This window comes from Butyricimonas synergistica DSM 23225, from assembly GCF_000379665.1.
In the GTDB taxonomy this organism is placed as follows: Bacteria; Bacteroidota; Bacteroidia; order Bacteroidales; family Marinifilaceae; genus Butyricimonas; species Butyricimonas synergistica.
Genome location: NZ_KB903360.1, coordinates 344,628 through 369,434, shown reverse-complemented (window position 1 = coordinate 369,434; position 24,807 = coordinate 344,628). Strand labels below are relative to the sequence as shown.

Here is a 24,807-nt window from a genome sequence, read left to right as displayed (position 1 = left end):
AGAACGCTATTTATATAGGGTTCTTATAGGGTTTCTATAGCGTTCATGACGGAATTTATACGGAATTCACACGGAAGTAATACTATTTTCAGTATGGATTTTTACAGGTTATCACTATTATTTTTGCGTGAAACCTCTATTTTCTTCCTGTATTTGTGATTCTGCCATAAACTTCGTACTTTCGTTCCATCTATACTAGAATCAGGTTTCATGAATGATGAGAAATTGAAAGAAGAAGTTCGCGAGGCTTGCGAAATTTTAAGAAATGGTGGGGTAATTCTTTATCCGACGGACACGATATGGGGCATCGGGTGTGATGCCACGAACGAGGAGGCGGTGAGAAAAGTGTACGAGTTGAAGCGCCGGGAGGACTCGAAAGCGATGCTCGTGCTGCTGGATGATGTTGGGAAACTGGCTTCTTACGTGGAGGTGCCCGATGTCGCTTACGATTTGCTGGAAGTAAACGATAAACCGATGACGATTATTTACCCGGGGGCGAAGAATATGGCGAAGAATCTGATTGCGGCGGACGGGACAATCGGTATCCGGATTACCTCGGAGGTTTTCACGAAAGCGTTGCTTTACCGTTTCCGTAAACCTATCGTGTCGACTTCTGCCAACATCAGCGGGGAACCTTCCCCGAAGTGTTTTGCCGAGATCAGCGATACCGTGAAATCGGCTGTCGATTACGTCGTGGATTTCCGCAGGAATGAAACCGCTAATCCCGCCCCCTCGAGTATTATCAAGCTGGGTGCCGGAGGCGAGATTCAAATCATTAGGAAGTAGTTATTTCAATTTTCAATTGTTTTATGGCTTTAATTTTAAATATCGATACATCGACGGATGTTTGTTCCGTGGCAATAGCCCGGGAGGGTAACGTGATTGCGTTGAAAGAAAACGACGAGGGATTCAATCATTCTACTTTATTGGGCGTGTATGCGGATGATTTGCTGAAAGAGAACGGCTTGACGGCAAATGATCTGGATGCGGTAGCCGTGAGCATGGGACCGGGGTCGTACACGGGATTGCGCATCGGGGTTTCTCTGGCAAAGGGAATTTGTTTCGGAGCGGGCAAACCGTTGATTGCCGTGAGTACTTTGGAGGCTTTGGCGAATGCCGTTGCTCGAAGACGGGGCGAAGAGGGATTGTATTGCTCCATGATTGACGCCCGTCGCATGGAAGTGTACATGGCAGTTTTCGATCGGGAAGGGCTTGTCGTGTGGGATATCCATGCCGAGGTGATCGAGGAGGGGGCGTTTGCCGATTTGCTGGAAGGACACAAAATGTTCTTCTTCGGGAATGGGAGCGATAAGGTAAAAGATATTATTCGCCACCCGAATGCCGAATTTATTTCGGGTGTGGCGACTTCTGCCACAAATATGATAATGCTTGCCGAGAAGAAATTCAAGGCGGCGGATTTTGAAAATGTGGCTTATTTCGAGCCTTTTTACTTGAAAGATTTCGTGGCTACCGTGCCGAAACGGAAAGTTTTGTAAAATAATTTGTTTGATGGAAATAGAATTACTGACCCCGTCGCATTGGACGGATTACGAGTTAATTGATAGTGGCGCTTTCGAGAAGCTGGAACGTTTCGGACGTTACGTGATTGCACGACCGGAACCACAGGCAATATGGAATAAATCGCTTTCTGACGACGAGTGGCAACAACGGGCGGATGCTTATTTTAGAAAGGATAAGCGGAGCGAAGACCGGGGCGAATGGGTTTGTAAGCCCAAGATGGCACAACAATGGTTCGTGAATTACCGGTACGGGGATATGGGTATCCGGATGCGGTTGGGGTTGACTTCTTTCAAGCACGTGGGGGTATTTCCGGAACAGGCAGAGAATTGGGATTTTATATATGACCAGGTGAAACGCATAGGGACGGAGGCGAAGGTGTTGAATTTGTTCGCTTACACGGGAGGTGCCACCTTGGCTGCAAAGAGTGCCGGGGCGGATGTCACTCATGTCGATTCGGTTAAGCCTGTCGTGACTTGGGCTCGGGAGAATATGGAAGCCTCCGGCTTGGACGGTGTCCGCTGGATCGTGGAGGATGCCTTGAAGTTCGTGCAACGGGAAGTACGGCGAGGGAAGAAATATAACGGGATTATCCTTGACCCTCCTGCTTATGGACGCGGTGCCAATGGCGAGAAATGGGTACTGGAAGAAAATATCAATGAACTAATCACCCTCTGTGGGCAGTTATTGGAACCCACGAACAGCTTTTTAGTGTTGAATCTATATTCCATGGGTTTGTCTGCATTATTGGCCCGGAGCGTCGTTCGCCAATTGGTTGGGGAGTGTAGCGGCGAACAATTCGGCGAGCTTTATTTTACCGATTCCTTCGGAAAATCGTTGCCGTTGGGTGTGTATTATAGGTTATGGCGTAAATAAAAGAAGGTGTATGACAGAAATTGTAAATTTAAAATTTTCAGAGTTGTGCTGATTTTCTTATCTTTGCATCCTCAATGAAAATATTAAATCTAAAAATTATAAAATAGATGGCAACTACCGCTGATTTTAGAAATGGATTATGTATCGTTTTCAAAGACGATCTATACAGAATTGTACAGTTTCAACACGTGAAACCCGGTAAAGGTCCTGCTTTCGTGCGAACTAAGTTACAGAACATCAAAACCGGTCGGACAATCGAGAATACGTTTACTTCCGGAGTGAAGATTGATGTTGTGCGTATTGAAAGACGCCCGTATCAATTCTTGTACATGGAAGGAGAGGATTATATCATGATGCACACGGAATCTTATGAGCAAATTCCAATCTCTAAAGATTTGATCAATGCCCCGCAATTCCTGAAAGAAGGTGATGCTGTTGAAATGGTTGTACATGCCGACACGGAAACTCCTTTGTATGTAGAATTATTGCCGACGGTTGTTTTGGAAGTAACCTACACCGAGCCGGGATTAAAAGGTGATACCGCTTCTTCTACCGCGTTGAAAGCAGCTGAAGTTGAAACCGGGGCAAGAGTAATGGTTCCTTTGTTTATTAATACCGGGGAGAAAATCCGTATCAAGACTGAAGACGGTTCTTACGTGGAACGAGTGAAAGAATAATTAGATTTCAATTTCTCCATTCGCTTCGGCTTGGAGTTTTTGGATGACCTTTTCAGCGGAGTTTTGCTCCGCTTCTTTTTTGGATGCTCCTAAGCCGCGAGCCATGATTTCTTCACCAATGGTAATCGTGCAAATGAATTTTGAGCGGCGGGCATTTCCCTCCAGCGTGTCGATTTTAAGGTCAGCTTTTTGTTTTTGGGCCCATTCGATAAGGCGGCTCTTGTAATTCTTGTCTACATAAACAAGATCTTCCAAGTTGACATAGTGAGGGAAAATATAATTCTCGATAAATGCTTTCGTCTTGTCGTATCCTTGGTCCAGGTAAATCGCTCCCGTGAAAGCCTCGAACACGTCCCCGTAAATGTGTTTGTTTTTGGAAATATCCGACTTGGCGATCACTTCCTCGCTCAAGCCCATTTTAATAGCGATAGCGTTCAATGATTCCCGGCTCACGATCTTGGAACGCAAGCGGGTCATGAACCCCTCGTCTTTATTGGGGAAGAATTTGTATAAAATTTCGGCAACAATAGCTCCTAGAACCGCATCCCCCAAGAATTCCAATCGCTCGTAATTCAGGACGGTTCCGCTTTTCGTGTATCTTGATGCCGATTTATGCAATAATGCTAGGGTATACAAGCCTTTATTGCCGGGTACGAAACCCCATTCCGTAATAGACAATCCATAAAACTTTTCTTTCCGATGAAGATAAAGTTTTATGGATTGAATTATTTTACTAATCACTTTCCAAAGTTTTTTAGTTAGTGATTATTTTTTGAATACTACACAAGCATTGTGACCTCCGAAACCGAAAGTATTACTAATGGCTACATTGATTTCTTTCTCTTGAGCCTTGTTGAATGTGAAATTCAGCTTGGGATCCAGTTCTGGATCAAGGTTACTGAAATTAATGGTAGGGGGTACAATGTTGTTTTTCACAGCCAGAACACAAGCGATCGCTTCCAAGGCACCGGCGGCACCTAATAAATGTCCTGTCATTGATTTGGTGGAACTGATGTTCAGCTCGTAAGCGTGTTCACCAAATGCTTTTTGAATGGCCTTAGGTTCTGCTACATCTCCTAGCCCGGTTGACGTACCGTGTACATTGATATAATCAACGTCCTTCGTGTTCAGTCCGGCATCTTCCACGGCGAGTAACATCACGTCAGCAGCGCCTTCTCCGTTTGGATCGGGAGCCGTCATGTGATAAGCGTCGCAGTTTGAAGCGCCACCAGCGAGTTCGGCATAGATGTGAGCACCTCTTTTAACTGCATGTTCGTACTCTTCCACGATCAGGCAAGCACCGCCTTCTCCAATCACGAAACCGTCACGATCCGCATCGAAAGGACGGGAAGCCGTTTTCGGGTCGTCATTGCGGGTTGATAAAGCCTTCATGGAATTGAAACCGCCTACTCCCGGAGGGGTAATGGCTGCTTCCGATCCACCGGCAATAATCACGTCTGCTTTTCCTAACCGGATCAGATTTAATGCATCTACTAACGAGTGTGCGGATGAAGCGCAAGCTGAAACCGTCGTATAGTTCGGACCTTTCAGACCTTCCTCTATAGCGATCATGGCTCCGCCCATGTTGGCAATCATCTTGGGGATAAAGAATGGGTTGAATCTGGGTGTGCCATCTCCCAATGCAAATGTTTTACATTCTTCGTAGAATGTATCCAATCCCCCGATACCTGCTCCCCAGATTACTCCGATTCTCTTTCTGTTCTCTTGCGAGAAATCGAGTCCGGCATCTTTCACAGCCTCTCTGGAACAAATCAGAGCGAATTGGCTGTAAAGATCCATTTTACGGACATCCTTCCTATCGAAGTATTCCGTGGGCTCGTAGTTTTTAACTTCACAAGCGAATTGCGTGCGAAATTTAGATGCATCAAAACGAGTAATAGGACCGGCGCCACTGACGCCAGCTTTCAGATTTTCCCAAAATTCGGGCACATTATGCCCCAAGGGATTGATAGTACCAAGACCAGTTATTACTACTCGTTTGAGGTTCATAAATTAAATATTAAATTATTGAGCGTTAGCTTCAACGTATGCAATCGCATCACCTACGGTAGCGATTTTCTCAGCTTGATCGTCCGGAATAGTGATGTTGAATTCCTTTTCCAATTCCATGATCAATTCTACTGTATCCAAAGAGTCAGCGCCTAAATCATTTGTAAAAGTTGCACCCGGTGTAACTTCTGATTCGTCAACTCCTAATTTATCAACGATGATAGCTTTAACTCTGTTTTGAATGTCAGACATAACTTTAAATTTTAATTAGACATTTTTTAAATTCACACTAACGTCTATAACAGACGTCATAACTCTCTAAGTTCGGGCGCAAAGTTAGAGAATTTATTTTTCCTAGAAAATTTTTTGGCATGAATAAACTCTTTACTATCTTTATGCGATTGATTTTTAACAGATTACAAGATGAAAAAAGTTGCAATATTTGCCTCTGGATCAGGTTCTAACGCCGAAAATATCATTAATTTTTTCCAAAACGACACCGAAAATGTCGTGAAAATCGTGTTTTGTAACAAGCCAAACGCATATGTATTAGAACGGGCAAAACGATTGGGGGTTCCTTCTTTTGTGTTTAATCGGGATGAATTTTATCATTCTGATCTGGTGCTGAATGAGTTGAAACGTTTAGAGATCGATTTTATTGTTTTGGCGGGTTTCATGTGGAAGGTGCCGGATGCGATTCTTGAGGCTTACCCGAACCATATTGTCAATATTCATCCTGCGCTCTTGCCTTCTTACGGGGGAAAAGGAATGTACGGGATGCACGTGCACGAGGCGGTTATTGCGGCAGGGGAAAAGGAAAGTGGCATCACGATCCATTACGTGAATGGTCATTATGACGAGGGGGCAACGATCTTTCAGGCAAAATGCCCGATCATCCCGGGGGATACACCCGATACTTTAGCGGAGAAAGTACACGCTCTCGAATACGAGCATTTCCCGCGGGTGATAAAAGAAGTTCTTGAAAAAATCTGATGATTTTTTCCTTGATTTCAGATTTAATGATTTTAGATTGAAGATTGGTGGAGTTTCCCGATAATAGTCCGGTGATTTCATTCTCAATTTTCAATTCTCAATTTTCAATTATTATTATGAGGTTTACTGTATTACTAGGATTATTGTTGTTCAGTTTCTTGTTGCAAGCTCAGGAAGCGAGATTGTTAAGGTTCCCGCATAGCGTGGGGGACAAGTTGGTATTTTCATACGCGGGCGATCTGTATATCGTGTCCACCGAAGGAGGCACGGCACGTCGGTTGACGTCCCACGTGGGATACGAGATGTTTCCCCGGATCTCGCCGGACGGGAAATATATCGCTTTCACGGGGCAATATGACGGTAATACTGAAGTATTCGTGATTCCCGTGGAAGGGGGTGAACCTCGTCGATTGACCTACACTGCCACGTTAGGTCGGGATGACTTGGGTGACCGGATGGGACCGAATAATATCGTCATCGGCTGGACGCCGGACAGTAAACACGTTCTCTATCGTTCCCGGAGATATACTTTCAATGATTTCACGGGACAATTGTTCACGGTTCCCGTGGAGGGAGGTATGTCAGAAGAACTGCCCTTGAAAAATGGCGGTTTTGCCTCCTATTCTCCCGACGGAAAAAAGTTGGCGTATAACTATATTATGCGGGAATTCCGGGCATGGAAGCGTTACCAGGGCGGAATGGCGGATGATATACGGGTATTTGACTTTGCCACGAAGAAATCGGAACGGATTACCGATAACGTGCGTCAGGACATTATCCCCATGTGGTCGTCCGACGGAAATACTATATATTATATCTCCGACCGGGGCGACGTGATGAACCTTTACGCTTATGACGTGAACACGAAAGAGGACAAACAATTGACTTTTTACAAGGAATATGATATAAAATTCCCGGCTATCGGGGATAAGCGGATTGTTTACGAACAGGGCGGATATATCTATGCCCATGATTTGCAGACCGGGAAGGACAACAAGATCACCATCCGTATTGATAATGACCAGGTATATTCCCGTCCGAAGTTGACGGATGTCAGCGGTCAGATCACCACCGTGGCGACTTCTCCCGGAGGAGAACGTGTGGTAGTTGCCGCGCATGGCGATATTTTTTCATTGCCGGCTAAGACGGGTATTACCTACAACTTGACGAACTCGTCGGATGCCAACGATATGCAGGCAGGCTGGTCGCCTGACGGGAAATACATTAGCTACGTGTCCGACAAAGATGGCGAATTCAATATTTACCTTCGGGATGCCGTAACCGGAAAGGAACGGAAACTGATAAAAGGATTGAAAAGCTATATCTTCAATTACAAATGGTCGCCCGACTCCCGGAAAATCGTGTGGAGCGAGAAAGGGAATACCTTAAATATCTCCGATGTGGAATGCGGCAGCCGGAAAATCGTGGAACAATCGGGCATCCGTTCCATGACTTCTTACAACTGGTCGCCGGACAGCAAGTACATCACTTACGTTCGTCCGGAAGCCGCGATGGATAATATTATCGTGTACAACACGGAAAGCGGTGAAAAGCATCAGATTACGGATGGCTGGTTCGGCTCTGCGTCGCCTAACTTCAGTGACGATGGCAAATATCTCGTGTTCGTGTCGGCACGTGCCTTTTCGCCCACCTACAGCCGCACGGAATGGAACCACGTGTACAACGACATGAATAAAGTGTACGTGTTGCCTTTGGCAAAAGACGCCCCGGTACTTTTCGCGCCGAAGAATGATGTTGTTCCCGTGGAAACGGAAACGAAAGCAAAATCCAAAGATAAAAAGACCGAGCCCGAGGCATTGGTGTACGATTTCTCGAATCTCAACAACCGGTTGATAGAATTACCCGTGCTTGCCTCCAATCATTACAACGACGTGCATATGTTGGGTCATCGGGTATATTACAACCGGGGCGGTCGCACCATGTATTTCGATATGGACAGCAGGCGGGAATCCGACTTGGGCGGGTACGTCGAGTTCTCCCCGGGTTACAAAAAGGCGATTGCCTTCTCCGGTTCGTCCTTTCAAGTCATGGATTTACCCGTTTTTTCTGCCAGCGTGGGAACTCCCGTGCCGACAAAAGACGTGAAAAAAGTGATCGACTACCACCAGGAATGGATGCAGATATACAACGAAAGCTGGCGGCAAATGCGGGATTTCTTTTATGCCAAGAATATGCACGGCGTGGATTGGGATCACGTGTATGAAAAATATAAAGTATTGGTTCCTCACGTGAACCACCGCACGGACTTGACTTATATTATCGGTGAAATGATCGCCGAGTTGAACGTGGGGCATGCTTATTCCATCAACGGTCGTGTTCCCGCCCCGGAGAGAATCAAGATGGGACTCCTGGGAGCTAAATTCAAAAAGGACAAATCCGGCTATTTCCAGGTGACCAAGATTATCGAAGGGGCAAACTGGGATGAGGAAACCCGTTCGCCGCTCACGATGCCGGGCGTGGAAGTGAAGGAAGGTGATTATATTCTGGCTATTAACGGGAAATCATTGAAAGACGTGGACAATATGTTCTCCGAGTTGATCGATATGGCAGGCAAGACCGTTTCTTTGAGGGTGAACTCTGCCCCCGTCGAGAAAGATGCCCGGGAAGTATTGGTTACCCCGCTTGCCGACGAATCGAAGTTATACTATTATAATTGGGTACAAACCAACATCCGTAAAGTGAACGAGGCAACCAACGGTGAGGTCGGCTATATCCATATCCCGGACATGGGTGTCGACGGGTTGAACGAGTTCGTGAAACACTATTACCCGCAGTTGAATAAAAAGGCGTTGATTATCGACGACCGCGGCAACGGGGGTGGCAACGTTTCCCCGATGATTGCCGAGCGACTGATGCGTACCCCGACATTCTATACCATGCATACCAACCAAACTCAGGGATCAGTAAATCCCGTGGGCACCTTCCTCGGTCCGAAAGTATTGCTCGTGAACGAGTATTCCGCCTCGGACGGTGACTTGTTCCCCTATCGTTTCAAGTATAACAAATTGGGAACTATCGTGGGACGCCGCACGTGGGGAGGTGTTGTCGGTTACAGTGGTTCCATCCGTGTCGTGGACGGCGGTTCCATTGTCACCCCCTCGTACGCCCCGTATGCCGCTGACGGCAGCGAATTTATCATCGAAGGTCGAGGTGTATCTCCCGACGTGGACGTGGAGAACGATCCCCACCTTGAATATATGGGTGATGACGAGCAATTGAACCGTGCAATTCAAATCATTCTCGAAAAGCTGAAAACCGAGAGGAAAGAAATCCCGGCTATCCCCGCCTTCCCGGATAAGTCCGGGAAGAAAAAGTAGGGTATGTATAGCGTTTGATTTAAATCGCAGGAACGAAAATAGAATCAAAAGTAAAGATGGGTAAGGATTATAAAATCATGTTGAGTGATGGCTCTTGTCTTGATTTTAAACAGGTGTTTCATCAATATTTTCATTCTCTAGTTTTTTTTGTTGATCGTTATTTGGAGGAAGAGGAGGAAAGTAAATCAATAGTTCAAGATGCTTTTCTTGCCCTTTGGGAAAAGCATTTGGAATTTTCTGATGAACTTTCTGTTCGGGTTTATTTATATTCTTGTGTGCGGCACAAGGCGTTGGATGTGTTAAAGCATCGTAAAGTGGAGCAACGTTACGCTAGTGAAATATTGCAGGATGAAGCGGCAGAATCGTATTATATGGAATCAGTGATTGAGGAAGAAACTCGCAGGTTAATTTCTGCTGCCATTGATTCTTTGCCGGAAAATTGCCGAAAAGTGTGTTTGTTAATCTTAGATGGATTAGATAACCAAGAAATAGCAAACGAATTAAAAATTTCTTTGAACACGGTAAAATTTCACAAAAAGAATGCTTACAAATTGTTGCGAGAAAAATTGAAAGACCAATTCTACCTAATATTCTTGCTTTAGAGCAATGTCCTAATTTTTTTTTCAAGTTTTTACTACCCGTTTTATCTTGTTAGTCGTTCTATCGATATAAACAGATAGAACAATGACTAGAAAATATATTCATGTAGCGGATTTAATTTATAAAGATAAACTTGGTATTATAAATGAGACCGAGAAAAATGAATTACTTGGTTGGATGGGAGAATCTGCTCGTAATCAACGGATATATGATAACATATTGAGGAATTATTCTTTCTATCAAAGGAATATAAAATGCAAGGAAATGAATATAGAACAGGAGTGGAATGAAGTAGAATGTCAAATCACTCCTATTCGTCGTCGTGTTGCGTGGAAATGGATTGGTTATGCGGCATCAATATTGGTATTGTTGACAATTGGATGGAATTTGTATTTTATGCCGGGAGAGAAGAATGTATTGCAAGATAACACTTCAATAGTTGCGGGAACACAGAAAGCAATTTTGCACTTGGCTTCGGGTGAAAAGTTCGTTTTGTCAGACAGTGACGGAGTTATCATTGAGGATAGTTTGTCGGGTAGAATCGAGCAAATGAATAAAGTATTAATGTATCGGACAGACTCTGTCGCGAAAAAAGAGCAATATAATGTATTGGAAGTTCCGAATGGAGGGATATTTCAGGTTATATTATCCGATGGAACGCGGGTATGGTTGAATGCCGGAACCCGATTGACTTATCCAGTGAATTTCGTGAAAGGAGAACGGCGGGTGAGCTTGGAAGGAGAGGCTTATTTCGAGGTTAAAAGAGATGATGCGAAACCGTTTGTCGTGGAAGTGAAAGGTATGGATGTTACGGTGCTGGGAACATCTTTTAATTTGAAGTCTTTCGCAAGCGATGATAGGACAATTGCCACGTTATTAAGTGGCAAGGTCGAAGTCAAAACCTCTTCCCGGAAAGTAATTTTGATGCCCAATCAACAAGCAGAATTACTGGTTAGTAAGGAACAATTGGGTGTGCGAGAGGCTGATCTGAAGTCTGTTATGGCATGGAAAAATGATATGTTTATATTCAAAAATGCCACATTGGAATGTGTGATGCAAGAATTTTCCCGTTGGTTTGACATGGAGGTGGAATTTGAAGCGGAAGATTTGAAAGCACTGAGAGTTTATATCTATATCGAACGGAGTAAGACTTTGAAAGAAGTCATGGATAAAGTGGCTATAATAGATGAAATAAAATGGAGCATTAGAGGAAAGAAAATAGTGATAGAAAAACAATGAAGAGAGAAGAACTCCTACATCCTTCTCTCTTTGCTTTAAATTTTTAAATACGTTAAATTTAAGTACACAAAGCTATGAAAAAAAAACGAAGAAAACTGGGAAGAATTCCCCAATGGGGTAAAAAATTGTTTAGTCGAATAATTTATTTGATTTTCATTACTTTAGGAGCAACACAATCATTCGCACAGTCAGATAAATTGCCGAAAATAAGTATTCAAGTTAAAGATGAAACCTTTGTAAAAGTCATCGAATCTTTACAAGAGCAGTCCGGCTATGAATTTGTGTTTAAAGCCGAGGATGTAATGAAAATAGAGCATGTTACTTTATCGTTAAAAAACGTCACGTTGGATCAGGTGTTAGATACTCTTTTGGCAAAAACCAATCTTATTTATTTAATTGAAAATAAGGTAATCCTTATAAAGAAAAAGAATGCAAAAGTGCAACATGAACAGACTGTTGTTTCTCGAGTAATACATGGAATCGTGCTGGATAAAGATGATATACCCTTACCGGGAGTAACGATTCGTTTGAAAGATTCACGGATGGGTGTCGTAACCGATAACAGTGGAAAATTTCGCTTTGCCATTTCTCGATTAGATCCAGTTGTGTTTGTCTTTTCTTTTGTCGGTTATAAGACACAAGAGGTCGAGGTGAAAGGAAACGATGAATTGACTATCCGAATGATCGAAGATGTGATTGCGGCGGATGAAATCGTGGTTACTGGATATGGAAATTTTCGCAAGGGGAATTACACTGGAGCTTCGACAACCGTGAATGCCAGGGATGTTATTGTTGCTGGGGCGAGTTCTATTGACCAAATGTTGCAAGGAGTGATCCCGGGAATGATGGTTAAAAATTTGTCAGGGCAAGTGGGTAGTACGCCAAAGATTCGGGTGCGAGGAACTTCTTCTTTGTTGGGAAGCCAAGAACCGGTGTGGGTAGTCGATGGCGTAATTCAGCGTAATCCGCAACCGTTTAATTCGGATGATAACACGACGTTCACGATGGATGCTGATGATATCAGTAAATTAGCGGGGAATGCCATTTCCTGGTTAAATCCCTATGACATTGAAACAATCACAGTTCTTAAGGATGCTTCTGCTACGGCTATATACGGTTCGCAGGCAGCAAATGGGGTAATTGTGATCACCACCAAGAAAGCACAATCCGGAAGAGTATCTGTTTTGTATAATGGTGATTTTTCTATCGGGCAGCGTCCTCGTTACGGTTTGTATGATTTGATGAATTCTCGGGAAATAATGGAGTTTTCGAAAGAGATGTATGAAGACAGATTATCTTATCCCTCCGTTATTTTACCTCTCGGTTATGCTGGATTGGTCCAACGATTGGTAAATAAAGAAATTACTCTCGAAGAAATGAATCGGGAATACGTGAAAATGGCGAAGGAAAATACGGATTGGTTTGACTTGTTATTTCGCAATTCTTTTAACCATAAACACAATATCAGTATTAACGGGGGATCAGAAAAAATTAGAAACAGAACGTCATTTAGCATCAATCAGGAAAAAGGCGAAGCGAAAGGTAACGATTTGTTGAGTATTAGCATGGTATCCAACACGGAAGTTCGTTTGGGAGAAAAATTGATCGTGAATTTATTGTTGAATGGAGGAATGCGTAAGGTTGAAGGATTTGCGTATGGTGTTGATCCTTTCACTTATGCTTACAACACCTCTCGTATTTTTCCGGCTTATAACGAAGATGGCACATATTATTATCATGAGAAATGGGGTGAAAGGAGTTATGCCATAAATAACAAATATAGTTACAACTATAACGTGTTGAATGAGCTAAGTAACACGGGAAGTGAGAATAACACGAAAAATTGGAATACAACCTTGGATTTGAATTGGAATATATGTTCCAGCATACGTTATCAAGGTGTGGTTTCTTATGCATCTTCTTCTGCTGAAACAAAGAAATATGCGACAGAACGTTCATTTTATATTACTCAATATCGGGGGTACGAGTTTGGCAGTGTTTTGCCTAATAGTGAGGAGGAAAAATCTGCTCGTATTCCTAAAGGAGGTCTACTGGAAACGGGGACAACCGTAGTGGAAACAATTACTGTGCGGAATAGTCTCACGTATGATCAATTATTTTCTGATAAACATCGGACGCTTTTTCAAATCGGTTTAGAAACAAATTCAACGAAAACGACAGGAGGCACAAACAAACGTTATGGTTATTTGAAAGATCGTGGGGAAACATTTGCCAATGTACCACAGACAATTTATGAGAATGGTTCTACTTATGCGCAGGATAACTCTGATTATGCCTATGGGGCAACTTCTGTTTTGAATCGGAAAAATAATTTATTAAGCGCTTATGCTCAGGCTGTTTATACTTATGATGAACGTTACATCCTTAATTTCAACGCTCGGGTGGATGCTTCCAATCGATTTGGTCAGGATAAAAATAAACGTTTCGAACCCAATTGGTCTGCCGGTATTAAATGGAGGGTCGGGAATGAAATTTTTCTAGGAAATTGCAACTGGTTGAATTCATTGGATTTGACGGTTTCTTACGGTTATCAAGGAAACTCCGTGGAAAGTGTTTCTCCTTATCTGATTGCGGTTGACGGGGGGCTTTTTGGGATAGGTAACTATTATCAATCTTATGTGTTACGTGTGAAATCATTGCCATATCCGAATTTGGGATGGGAGAAAACAAAAACGTATAATTTGGGATTGGATATCGCTTTGTTGAATAATAGACTAAATGCCACGTTTAATTATTATCGGAAAAATAGCGACGTGCTATCTTCCCGAGATGTGCCTTATGAGAATGGAATGGTCAATTGCGTAGTATCCGGTTCCGAGATGGAGAATACGGGATATGAATTTGTGGTAGAGGTAGTGCCGATTCAAACAAAAGATTTCACGTGGAAACTTTCTTTGAATTCCAGCTCTACTCGGAATAAAATAACCAAGAACAATAGAGGGAATACTTTAGATGATTTTTTATCCGGTAAAGCAGTGGTTAAAGGCAAGCCGTTTTCCACGTTTTATTCTTATAAATTCAAAGAATTAGATCAAACAGACGGGACTCCTTTGTTCGAGAATATGGATATAGAGAGTGCTGAAACCCCGCTAGATTATCTAGTGGAGAGTGGTAAATTTACTCCGGATTTTTCCGGAGGGTTAAATACGATGTTGAAATATAAAAATTGGACTTTATATGCTCTTTTCTCCTTGCAATGGGGAGGAAATGGACGGTTGCCTGTACTTTATGACACGCAATCGAATGGAGGAGTGCCGACTCCGGAACAAAATGTATCTCGAAAATTGAAAGATCGCTGGAGAAATGCCGGGGATCAGACAATTATCCCCTCTGTTCCCGGAATAGGACAAACATTTATGTATTTGCCTCCGAAAACGGGAAATGATTATCGAGAACTGAAGAATGTGTATGAATCGTATAATAACTCTGATCTTCGAGTAGCTAAAACAGATATGATTCGTTGTAATTCTCTTTCTTTGGCTTATGAGTTTAATCAAGAGTGGTTGAATAAATGGCATGTGAATAGAATGATGCTGAAAGCAACAATGATGAATCCGTTTATGTGGGTAAGAGATAAGAAATGGGATGGCATAGATCCAGAAACCGGTAATTGGCCAACGAGGCGCGTGACTTCTTTGTCTTTTCAAATAGCATTTTAATCTTTTAAAATTTCGAGATCATGAAAATAATGCGAGCAATAATATTTATTTTATTCCTTTTAAAAATTAGTACGGCCTGTTCTGATTTTTTGAAGGAAGAATCTCAAGATGAGGTGATTGTGCGAACAACAGCTGATTATAGCGAGTTTTTGTTAGGATCGGGATATCCTCAGCCAGCTATTACCTATCCTTATGAAACGTTATCTTTATTGGATGATGATGTGGAAGTAAATGAGTCCAGATTGACATCTGATGAAAATTCAGCATTACTTTCTCGTTTTCCCGTTTTTACTTGGCAACCGGATGTGTGGGAACGTGTACAGACGATGCACGAAAGTTATTCCGGTTCTTACGAGAGAATTATGGGGTGCAATGCCGTGCTTGATGGGATTGATGATGCTATTGGCACTCAGTACGAGCGTGATAGGATTAAAGCGGAAGCTTTGGCTGTTCGGGCTTATTTATATTTTCAATTAGTGAATATATATGGGGAGCCATATAATGAAAATAGAGAAGCATTGGGAGTTCCGTTGAAATTGACTGCGGGAATTGTCGAGAATGGGGTTGCAAGAGACCGAGTAGTAACGGTTTATAATCGGATGGTAACAGATTTGGAAATGGCTTCTTCTCTTTTGGAGAATTACCCGAAAACACGTGGTGATTATCGGATCAATTATTCTTCCGTGAACATATTACTATCTCGAGTATATTTATACATGGAACGTTGGGATGATGCTATCACTGCTGCTAATCGGGCAATAAAGACGGGGGGTGTATTAACAGATTATACCAAAGTGGATGCCAGTTCGTTCTATTTTACCGATTATGAGCATTCCGAGGTCGAGTGGTTGTATGGTGCCAATAATAGAAATCAAGGAATGAGCTCTTGTATGATTCCTTCTTCCGATTTGATTTCTCGATACGAAAGAAATGATTGCCGTCTGTTGCTTTATTTTTCTTCAGACATGCGAACTGTTTATAAACAAAGATGGAACGGTACTGTGCGTCCTGCTAACACGTTGCGTGTATCCGAAGCTTATCTGAATCGGGCTGAAGCTTATATGCAAAAGGGCAATGGCATGACAAATGCATTGGCGGATTTGAATGAATTGCGTCGTCACCGGATTAAAGAGTATACGGAAGCGACTACCACCACTTTGGAGGAAATACGTTTGGAGCGCCGTTTGGAACTCTGTTTCGAAGAGCATCGTTGGTTTGATCTGCGGCGTTACGGGATGCCGGCTATTTCACATCGCTATAAAAACAAGAGTACGGATGCCTGGTTGGAATATACCTTGAAAGAACGCGATCCCTTGTACACGTTCCCTATTCCCAACGTGATCATAGAAAAGAATAGTTCGCTGGAGCAAAATGCAAGTGCTTACGAGCAGGAGAGAACGGGGGTTACTGTAAACATTAAAAATGAAAACCATGAATAAAATAGCGATAGCAGGATTAGTGTTAATGTGCGTGTGCGCCTCGTCTTGCGCCAAAGATGATGAATTGGGAGAGGTGCAATCATTGACCACGGATTATATATTACCGCAGGGGAAGTCCGCGGACGACGATCGGGTGGTAAAATTGTTTCAGAAATACGGCAGTTATTTCCTGTATGATTTTACGGAACGGGATTTTGAATGGACGTTTGTCAATAATTCAACGTTACGGGGAACGTATCTGTACACGTTGGGAGATCCTAATTACTTGGGTGATATGTTGGATATGTTGGAGGATATTTGGTTTAAATTCTATCCTGATGAATTTTTGAAAAAGGCGATACCTTACCGCGTGTTTTTGACTTCAACATTGGAGTGGACGGTGTGGGGTGATCCTGATCCAGAATATTGTCGTGCCGGTAATAATCAGATTGCGATTAGTTATTGTTCGGATACGTTGAGAAAAATGTCAGGGGATACAAAACAAGAATTCATGGAACGATTACAAAATCAATTGTGGTCTTCTTGGCAGAATCTGGGGATTGTGACGATTCCGGATGCTTTTTATGAAGTAAGTGATTATTCCTTTGCGGCGGACCCGTATGATTCGTCTTCACCCAACTACGTGCGCGCCAGGGGATTTTTTGGAGATAATAAGTATGGGTACGAATGGAGTGAGTATATTAGTGACTGGTCGATTTTGGAATATTTGAAAAGTGATGATGTGACTTATTTTATTCAAAATATGTTACAGCGAACAGCAGACGATTTGCGGGAGGAATTAAATACTTATCCGCTTTTGAAGAAAAAATATGATATATTGAGGAATCATTTCAAAGAATCGTATGGGTTTGATATCCAGGAGATCGGCAATACAAAATATAATTAAAGAATAACGTGATGGTGCACGTTCATACGACCTGAGTATGGGTTGTCATGAAAGGTCGTGTGAACGTGAAATTCCATATCCGGTGTACAAGTCTTGTCATCGAGTGTGGCGATAGATGCTTGATTCCTATCGTTTAGCTTGTCGTGTCGAGTGATAATTCGTGAATGTTGTATGTAAATAAATATTAGAAAATGAAAGAAACAATTGTAAAAGTAGAGCACTTATTCCATCGTTATAGTGCCCAGTGGGCAGTTCAGGATATAAGTTTTGAGATTAATCAACGTGGAGTGATGGGATTGTTGGGGTCAAATGGAGCAGGAAAATCGACCACGATGAATATTATATGCGGGGTATTAAATCAGACACGAGGTAACGTGTATATTCAAGGGGTAGAATTGCGAAAAGAACCGGAAAAGGCAAAAATGCATATCGGTTTCTTGCCACAAAAAGCTCCCTTGCATTTAGATTTGACCGTGGATGAATATCTTGAGCACTGTGCGGAATTGAGAATGGTGGAAAAGAAAAAAGTCAAGTTAGCCGTGGAAGAAGCGAAGGCCCGTTGTGGTATTGCCCATTTCAGCAAGCGATTGTTACGGAATCTTTCCGGGGGATATCAGCAAAGAGTGGGCATTGCACAGGCAATTATTCATAATCCGAAATTTGTGGTACTGGATGAACCCACGAATGGTTTGGATCCGAATCAAATTGTTGAAGTACGTAAATTGATTAAAGAGATTGCCGAGGAACGGGCGGTAATGCTTTCCACGCATATTTTATCCGAGGTGCAAGTGACGTGCGAGCGAGTCATGATGATCGAGAAAGGACATTTGTTTTTTTCAGGGACTATGGAGGATTTCGACAACCAGATCGTACCGGATACATTAGTGGTCATGATGGAGCAAGCTCCCTCCGAACAGGAATTGTTGGCGATTCCGGGCATCACTCGTGTGATTGCTGTCACGGCCAAAAAATATCGGATGTTTTTTGATGAGGATCAACAACTCGTGGCGCAACGTTTTATCGAAACCAGTGTCGCCAAGGGATGGGGATTGACGGAAATAGCGATTGAGCGAAGTTCTTTGGATGCAATATTTGCGAAATTATCGGGAAAGGAGATTCTGGGATGAGAATGATAGTAAGAATAGCAAAAACGGAATTACAGTCCTTGTTTTATTCACCGATAGCCTGGTTCGTGTTAGTTATTTTTACTTTTCAATGCGGGTTGGCATTCATGGAAAGTTTTGAAGCGATGGTGAGAAGACAAGTGTTAGAAGAAGCAGTGTTGGGAGTTTCTTCCGGATTATTTGAATATGGGGTACTGCAAAGTGTATTGAATAGTATTTATTTATACATTCCGTTGTTGACAATGGGGTTGATTAGCAGGGAGCTGAATAGCGGTTCTGTAAAGTTGTTATATTCGTCTCCAGTGAAAAGCAGGCAAATCGTGTTGGGAAAATTTGGAGCGATGATGGTATTTGGGTTCGTGTTGATCGCTATTTTAGGTTTGTTTTTTATTACAGCATTTTTGACTGTGGAAAATTTCGAGTGGTTAGCCGTTCTAAACGGGGTGCTTGGTATTTATTTGTTGATATGTGTATATGCGGCAATTGGATTATTTATGTCATGTTTGATGTCATACCAAGTGGCTGTTGCGGTTTGTACCTTAGCTTTGCTGGCCGTTTTGAATTTTATCGGGAACGTGGGCCAAGAGATCGCTTTTGTACGGGAAATCACGTATTGGCTTTCAATGTCAGGGCGGGCAAATCATTTTTTGCAGGGTTTGTTAAGCAGTGATGATGTGGTTTATTTTTTTATGGTAATTGTATTTTTCTTGACATTGAGTGTCATGAAATTACAATCTACAAAACAAAGTCGCCCGTGGTATGTTCAAATAAGCAGGTATGGAGGTGTATGCTTGCTGGTTATTTGTTGCGGTTACCTTTCTTCTCGACCATTGATGAAGAAGTATTACGATACGACTACAATTAAAAAGATGACATTAACTCCTGCAAGTCAGGAAATCATAAAAGGATTGGACGGCGCATTGACAATAACGACCTACGTGAATCTAATGGATTATTCGTATTCGGATTACGCTTTACCACGTTTGGTAATGATGGATATGCAACGATTTGAACAATATATTCGTTTTAAGCCGGAGACGAAATTACGTTACGTGTATTATTATTGTGATATTCCCGGGCAAGAAATTTCAGAAAAACATTTGTCTTTAAAAGAACGGGCTCGGAAAGTAGCAGAGGCTAAAGGGTTAGATTTTTCTTTATTTCTTTCTCCCGAAGAGCTTCGGGAAGAGGTAGATCTTTCTTCAGAGAATTACACGTTCGTTCGGTTACTTGAAAGAGAGAATGGGAATAAGACCTTTTTACGTGTCTATAATGATTTAATGAAATTACCGGGGGAAGCGGAAATTTCTGCTGCTTTGAAAAAATTAGTGGGTAATTCACCTAAAATAGCATTCCTGACCGGGCATGGAGAACGAGATATTGAAAGACAGATGAAACGGGATTATAGTTTTTTCACGGATAACAAGAACTTACGGGAAGCTTTGATTAACCAAGGATTTGATGTCATGACGTTAGACTTGTCCGTGAACGAAAGAATCCCTGCCGATATTTGTGTGTTAGTTATTGCTGATATGAGTAGCTCCTTGTCCCCGGGGGAATTTCAAAAAATAGAACATTACGTGCGAACGGGAGGAAACGTGGTATTGGCTTGTGAACCCGGACAACAAGAGATTATGAATCCTTTGGCGGAATTGTTGGGCGTGTCCTTTAAACCGGGTTACATTGTTGCAAGAAACAGAGAATATCTTCCCAATTTTATCATGGGTAACATAACGGCTGAAGCACAGAAATTGATGCCTCGTTTGGCAAGTATGGCTGCTCGTGGTGGAATTGTATCGGTTCCCGGAGCTGTCGGTTTGTATTATTGGGGAGAAAACCTTTCTACATTTATTTCTCCGATAGTTGCTGGCGAACAAAACCAATACATTCCGTTACTAACTTCTCCCGCATCTGGAAGTTGGAATAAGTTGGAAAAAATGAATTTATTGGAAGATTCTTTGATAATAAATTCACGAATAGGGGAACAGGAAAAATCAAATACGTTAGCATTGGCAGTGTCCAAAAAGGTGGGAGATAAAGAGCAACGGGCAATTGTTTTAGGAGATGCCGACATGTGGTCGAACGGGGAATTAAACACGAGGAGGTTAGGTGTGTCGGCTACAAATTTCTCGTTTATAACAGAATGTTTTCGTTGGTTGGTTTACGAGAAAGCACCCGTTGACGTGAGTCGTCCTTTGCCCGTGGATAACAGAATCTTTTTTGAATTTGAATCTTTAGGATGGTTGAATATATTATTTTTAGGACTATTCCCTGTTACTTTAATCGCAATTGGATTGAGAATATGGTGGTTGCGTGTACGGCGATAAGTGTTATGTAAAAAAAAATGAAAATGAGAACAATATTAAGGATAGCGAAAACGGAATTGCAAATGATGTTTTATTCTCCCGTGGCTTGGATCATTCTTGTTGTTTTTGCATGCCAAGTTGGAATTACTTTTGTTGGAGAATTCGAGCATTTATTAGTTCGGCAAAATTTGGGATATTGGAATGGTAGTTTAACTTATGATTTATTTTGCGGACAAACTGGGCTCTTCACGTTAGTTCAGCTATATGTTTATCTATATATCCCATTATTAACGATGACATTGATGAGCCGAGAAACGGGAAGCGGTTCAATAAAATTATTACAATCCTCTCCCGTGAAAATCAGAGCGATAATTTGGGGTAAATATTTATCGGTTATCGTGTACGCTTTAGTACTTATTGGAATTTTAGCCGTGTTTGTTTTGTTCGCTGGCGTGACTGTCGAACATTTTGAGTATCCTCTGGCATGTTCCGGTTTATTGGGAATCTTTTTGCTAATTTGTACTTATGCTGCCATTGGGTTATTCATCTCTTGTTTAAGTTCGTACGAGGTTGTTGCAGCGATCGGTACTTTGGTCATTTTAGCCATATTGAATTATATCGGGAATGTGGGTCAAAATATCCCTTTCGTGCGAGAGATTACTTATTGGATGTCGCTTTCGGGACGTGCGAATGACATGATTTCAGGGTTGATCTGTAGTGAGGATGTTATCTACTTTTTGTTAGTAATCATGATGTTTTTGTCATTTAGCATGATAAAGTTGCAATCGGAGCGATCGGTACACGGGAAAAGAATCATTGCGGGACGTTATGTACTTGTGCTACTAGGAGTACTTTTGTTTGGGTATTGCTCAAAATTGCCTTCTTTAATGTCTTATTATGATACGACCGTAATGAAATCTAATACTTTGCTTCCGGAACACCAGAATATCATGACTCATCTGGACGGGAAAGTGACAATTACAACCTATGTGAATTTGTTAGATCGAGATGCGGGTATCGGCTTACCCTCCAACGTGATGTGGGACATGGAACGATTTAAAGACTATATTCGTTTTAAACCGGACATTAAAATGAAATACATTTATTATTACGATGATGGTCAGCATGGTAAGAACCCGGATTTGAAAGCTATGGCCCGAAAAGTGGCTATAGCGAAAAATACAAGTTTCAAGCGTTTTTTGAGTCCGGAAGAAATGAAACAAATTATAGATTTGGAGCCCGAGGGATATCGTTTCGTGAGGCAAATCGAACGGGAGGATGGACGAAAAACTTTCTTGCGTTTATTTGATGATATAAGTAAAATGCCTTCGGAAGCGGAAATTTCGGCAGCTTTTAAAAGAATTTCCATGAAATTGCCGAAGGTTGCTTTTCTCGAGGGACATGGCGAACGGAATCTCTCGGGAAAAGGCAATAGAGATTATCATTTATTTGCGGCAGGTAGGCATTATCGGAATGCGCTTGAAAATCAAGGCTTCGATACAGAATCGATTTCGCTCGATACTTTGCAGGAAGTGCCTGATGATGTTGATATATTAGTAATAGCCGATGCGCGAGAAAGTTTCACGGAACGGGAATTGGGTATGCTAAAGTCTTATATTGACCGGGGAAAAAATTTATTGCTAGCATGTGAACCCGGTTTTCAGCACGTGATGAATCCTTTGGCGGAACTACTCGGGATTAAATTTTTGCCCGGAACGTTAGTACAATTGCATGATGAAGAACAGGCGAATTTAATTTTAGCCCGAGTAAGTAAAGAAGCCGAAAAATTGGGTAAAGGTTTTTATTGGTTAAGGCGAGAAAATCGTCGAGTTGTAATGCCTGGTACCGTCACGGTGCAGTGGAATATTCCAGGTGAATTTTCGGTACAGAGAGTTTTGGAAACAGATTCCGTGAGGAGCTGGAATGAAACGGGAAAAGTTAATTGGCTAGAAGAACAACCCGTTTTGAATGATGGTGAAGTCATGTGTTCTAATCCGACTGCAGTGGCATTAACCCGCCAAGTAGGAGAAAGAGAGCAACGTATATTTGTCATGGGTGATGCTGACTGTATAAGTAATGGAGAATTGGTTGGAAGCCGCCCCGGGCTATCAACCATTAATAGTTCACTTATCCATGAATTATTTTATTGGTTTTCTTATGGGGAAGTTCCTTTGTCGACAGGGCGTGAAATCGGACCGGATGGATTGTTTCAATTTGACAATGAAAAATTGTTTATTGTAAAAATCTTGTTTCATTTCATTTTGCCTTTACTGTTAATCGGGGTAGGTATATTTATTTTAGTTTGTCGGAAAAGGAGATAATGGGATTGAAGTAGCAAATTGTTTTTTATTTGAAAGAAAGGTGAGCCTTTTATTGGTGGCCTCACCTTTCTTTTTTGTATCTAAATTTTATTCTTCCATTAGTTTTACTAGATCTGCTTTTTCTGTGACACCATAAAGAGTATTAGAAGAAAATTGAGTTCATACATATCGGCAATACGGAAATTATGCGGGAAGAAAAATGGAATCCATATAGAAAAAGAATATGGGGGTGCATACATTTTTATTGTTGAACAATGATAAAAATGCGAAGAGTTGAATTTGATCTTTATTTCGTAATTTTGCAACTGAAACTAAATTAAAAATGGAAACAAAAGAGGTTGAGTGGGATGGTATTCCTGTCCCGAGGCGGTATTGGGCAATCCTGGCGATTGCCATGGGAATCACGGTATCCGTGTTGGACGGAACGATTGCTAACGTGGCGTTGCCCTCCATCGCGGGGGATTTGAATGCCACGCCCTCGATGTCTATCTGGATCGTGAACGCCTATCAGTTGGCTATTGTTGTTTCGTTGCTCTCGTTGTCATCGCTGGGAGATATTTGGGGATACAAGCGGGTGTATATTGTCGGGTTGTTGATCTTCTCCGTGGCCTCCTTGGCGTGTGCCCTTTCTACTTCTTTGACGCAATTGACCGTTGCCCGCGTGTTCCAGGGATTCGGGGCGGCAGCTTTGGCGAGTGTCAACACGACTTTGATTCGGATTATCTATCCCCGTCGTTTCCTGGGACGGGGATTGGGAATCAACGCCTTGGTTGTTGCTGTTTCCGCTGCCGGGGGACCGACGATTGCCGCCGGGATTCTTTCCGTCGCTTCCTGGCAGTGGCTGTTTGCCATAAATATCCCGATCGTGATAGTCGCTTTGATCCTATCCTGCAAGTTTTTGCCCTCCAATCCGATGAAAGTCACGGGGCGCACGTTCGATTGGCGAAGCGGTATCATGAACGCGCTGACCTTTGGGTTGCTGATCTTCTCTATCGAGGGATTTACCCACGATATGAACTGGAAAGTATTGTTCCTCATGATAGCGGCGGTATTCGTGATCGGTTATTTCTTCGTGCGGCGGCAGTTGTCACAAACCTACCCGTTGTTGCCTGTCGATTTGTTGCGCATCCCGATATTTTCCCTTTCCGTGGGAACCTCCATTTGCTCGTTCGTCGCCCAGATGCTGGCAATGGTGTCCTTGCCTTTCTTCTTGCAGCACACGCTGGGAAAGAGTGAAGTCGTTACCGGGCTCCTGCTTACCCCTTGGCCCTTGGCGACCATGGTGGCGGCACCCTTGGCGGGAAAGCTGATCGAGCGTGTACACGCCGGACTGTTGGGGGGCATCGGTTTGTCGATCTTCGCGTGCGGCTTGTTCTTGCTTGCCACGTTGGCGGATAAAGTTTCCGGTGTCGGGATCGCTTTCTTCATGATGATGTGTGGTGCTGGCTTCGGTTTATTCCAGACGCCTAATAACAGTATCCTGATCTCCTCCGCCCCGCAAAACCGAAGCGGTGGCGCCAGCGGTATGCTCGGTATGGCTCGTCTGACGGGGCAAACCACGGGAGCGTCCCTCGTGGCATTAATGTTTGTCATGTTTCCCGTCAACGGAACATACGCCTCGCTCTACCTTGCCGGGATATTCGCCTTTGTCGCCGCGGTGGTCAGTTTTAGTCGCGTGTCTCTGCCTGAGCCGGAATTACTGCGGGGTAATGCCAAGAAAAACAGATAGCCGGGTAGTTTTTAGCTTCTTTTTTATATACTTTTGTCCCCTGTAAAATGCATTGGTATAAATGGAGTTGT

Annotated in this window: 18 protein-coding genes; 15 read left to right on the top strand and 3 right to left on the bottom strand. The window is 42.6% G+C overall.

The window, feature by feature from the left end:
• The first annotated feature begins 210 nt into the window (after positions 1-210).
• The 4 genes from A3CY_RS0109985 to efp all read left to right on the top strand — a co-directional run bounded on the left by A3CY_RS0109985 (position 211) and on the right by efp (position 3,071).
• Positions 211-786, top strand: coding sequence for an L-threonylcarbamoyladenylate synthase (locus A3CY_RS0109985; RefSeq protein WP_018337772.1), 576 nt, complete (start codon positions 211-213; stop codon positions 784-786).
• Positions 787-809: 23 nt separating this feature from the next.
• Positions 810-1,496 (top strand): tRNA (adenosine(37)-N6)-threonylcarbamoyltransferase complex dimerization subunit type 1 TsaB, encoded by a 687-nt coding sequence (gene tsaB / locus A3CY_RS0109980; RefSeq protein WP_018337771.1) that lies wholly within the window; start codon positions 810-812, stop codon positions 1,494-1,496.
• A 13-nt stretch (positions 1,497-1,509) separates the two neighbouring features.
• Entirely contained in the window at positions 1,510-2,394 is an 885-nt protein-coding gene (locus tag A3CY_RS0109975) for a class I SAM-dependent methyltransferase (protein WP_018337770.1), read from the top strand.
• Between the two features lie 107 nt (positions 2,395-2,501).
• Entirely contained in the window at positions 2,502-3,071 is a 570-nt protein-coding gene (gene efp, locus A3CY_RS0109970) for an elongation factor P (RefSeq protein WP_018337769.1), read from the top strand.
• Here efp and rnc read toward each other — a convergent pair whose 3' ends face one another.
• Genes rnc through A3CY_RS0109955 form a run of 3 tightly spaced genes read right to left on the bottom strand, consistent with a single transcriptional unit; the run spans position 3,072 to position 5,333 of the window.
• Positions 3,072-3,812, bottom strand: coding sequence for a ribonuclease III (rnc, locus tag A3CY_RS0109965; RefSeq protein WP_026207517.1), 741 nt, complete (start codon positions 3,810-3,812; stop codon positions 3,072-3,074).
• A gap of 24 nt (positions 3,813-3,836) precedes the next feature.
• Positions 3,837-5,081: a beta-ketoacyl-ACP synthase II gene (gene fabF / locus A3CY_RS0109960; protein WP_026207516.1), complete on the bottom strand. Its 1,245-nt coding sequence runs from the start codon at positions 5,079-5,081 to the stop codon at positions 3,837-3,839.
• A gap of 15 nt (positions 5,082-5,096) precedes the next feature.
• Positions 5,097-5,333: an acyl carrier protein gene (locus A3CY_RS0109955; RefSeq protein ID WP_018337766.1), complete on the bottom strand. Its 237-nt coding sequence runs from the start codon at positions 5,331-5,333 to the stop codon at positions 5,097-5,099.
• Positions 5,334-5,504: 171 nt separating this feature from the next.
• Between A3CY_RS0109955 and purN the strand changes: the two genes are divergently transcribed.
• The 11 genes from purN (at position 5,505) to A3CY_RS0109900 (ending at position 24,736) form a co-directional block, all read left to right on the top strand.
• Positions 5,505-6,074 carry a phosphoribosylglycinamide formyltransferase gene (gene purN / locus A3CY_RS0109950; RefSeq protein WP_018337765.1) on the top strand — a complete coding sequence of 190 codons (570 nt, stop codon included), beginning with the start codon at positions 5,505-5,507 and terminating at the stop codon, positions 6,072-6,074.
• Between the two features lie 116 nt (positions 6,075-6,190).
• Positions 6,191-9,412 carry a S41 family peptidase gene (locus A3CY_RS0109945; RefSeq protein ID WP_026207515.1) on the top strand — a complete coding sequence of 1,074 codons (3,222 nt, stop codon included), beginning with the start codon at positions 6,191-6,193 and terminating at the stop codon, positions 9,410-9,412.
• Between the two features lie 56 nt (positions 9,413-9,468).
• Complete coding sequence (locus A3CY_RS0109940; RefSeq protein WP_018337763.1) at positions 9,469-10,014, top strand: RNA polymerase sigma-70 factor; 546 nt, start codon at positions 9,469-9,471, stop codon at positions 10,012-10,014.
• Between the two features lie 262 nt (positions 10,015-10,276).
• Positions 10,277-11,251: a FecR family protein gene (locus tag A3CY_RS0109935; RefSeq protein ID WP_169503612.1), complete on the top strand. Its 975-nt coding sequence runs from the start codon at positions 10,277-10,279 to the stop codon at positions 11,249-11,251.
• A 74-nt stretch (positions 11,252-11,325) separates the two neighbouring features.
• The gene (locus A3CY_RS0109930) at positions 11,326-14,931 is read left to right on the top strand and encodes a SusC/RagA family TonB-linked outer membrane protein (RefSeq protein ID WP_018337761.1); all 3,606 of its coding nucleotides are present in this window, start codon (positions 11,326-11,328) and stop codon (positions 14,929-14,931) included.
• Between the two features lie 20 nt (positions 14,932-14,951).
• The gene (locus A3CY_RS0109925) at positions 14,952-16,370 is read left to right on the top strand and encodes a RagB/SusD family nutrient uptake outer membrane protein (protein WP_026207513.1); all 1,419 of its coding nucleotides are present in this window, start codon (positions 14,952-14,954) and stop codon (positions 16,368-16,370) included.
• Complete coding sequence (locus A3CY_RS0109920) at positions 16,363-17,256, top strand: hypothetical protein (RefSeq protein ID WP_018337759.1); 894 nt, start codon at positions 16,363-16,365, stop codon at positions 17,254-17,256. Before A3CY_RS0109925 ends, A3CY_RS0109920 begins: the two co-directional genes overlap by 8 nt.
• Positions 17,257-17,447: 191 nt before the next feature.
• The gene (locus tag A3CY_RS0109915; protein WP_018337758.1) at positions 17,448-18,383 is read left to right on the top strand and encodes an ABC transporter ATP-binding protein; all 936 of its coding nucleotides are present in this window, start codon (positions 17,448-17,450) and stop codon (positions 18,381-18,383) included.
• Positions 18,380-20,707, top strand: coding sequence for a Gldg family protein (locus A3CY_RS0109910; protein WP_018337757.1), 2,328 nt, complete (start codon positions 18,380-18,382; stop codon positions 20,705-20,707). The genes A3CY_RS0109915 and A3CY_RS0109910 overlap by 4 nt, the downstream gene beginning before the upstream one ends.
• A gap of 23 nt (positions 20,708-20,730) precedes the next feature.
• Positions 20,731-23,007, top strand: coding sequence for a Gldg family protein (locus A3CY_RS0109905; RefSeq protein ID WP_026207511.1), 2,277 nt, complete (start codon positions 20,731-20,733; stop codon positions 23,005-23,007).
• A gap of 322 nt (positions 23,008-23,329) precedes the next feature.
• Entirely contained in the window at positions 23,330-24,736 is a 1,407-nt protein-coding gene (locus tag A3CY_RS0109900) for an MFS transporter (protein ID WP_018337755.1), read from the top strand.
• Positions 24,737-24,807 lie beyond the last annotated feature (71 nt).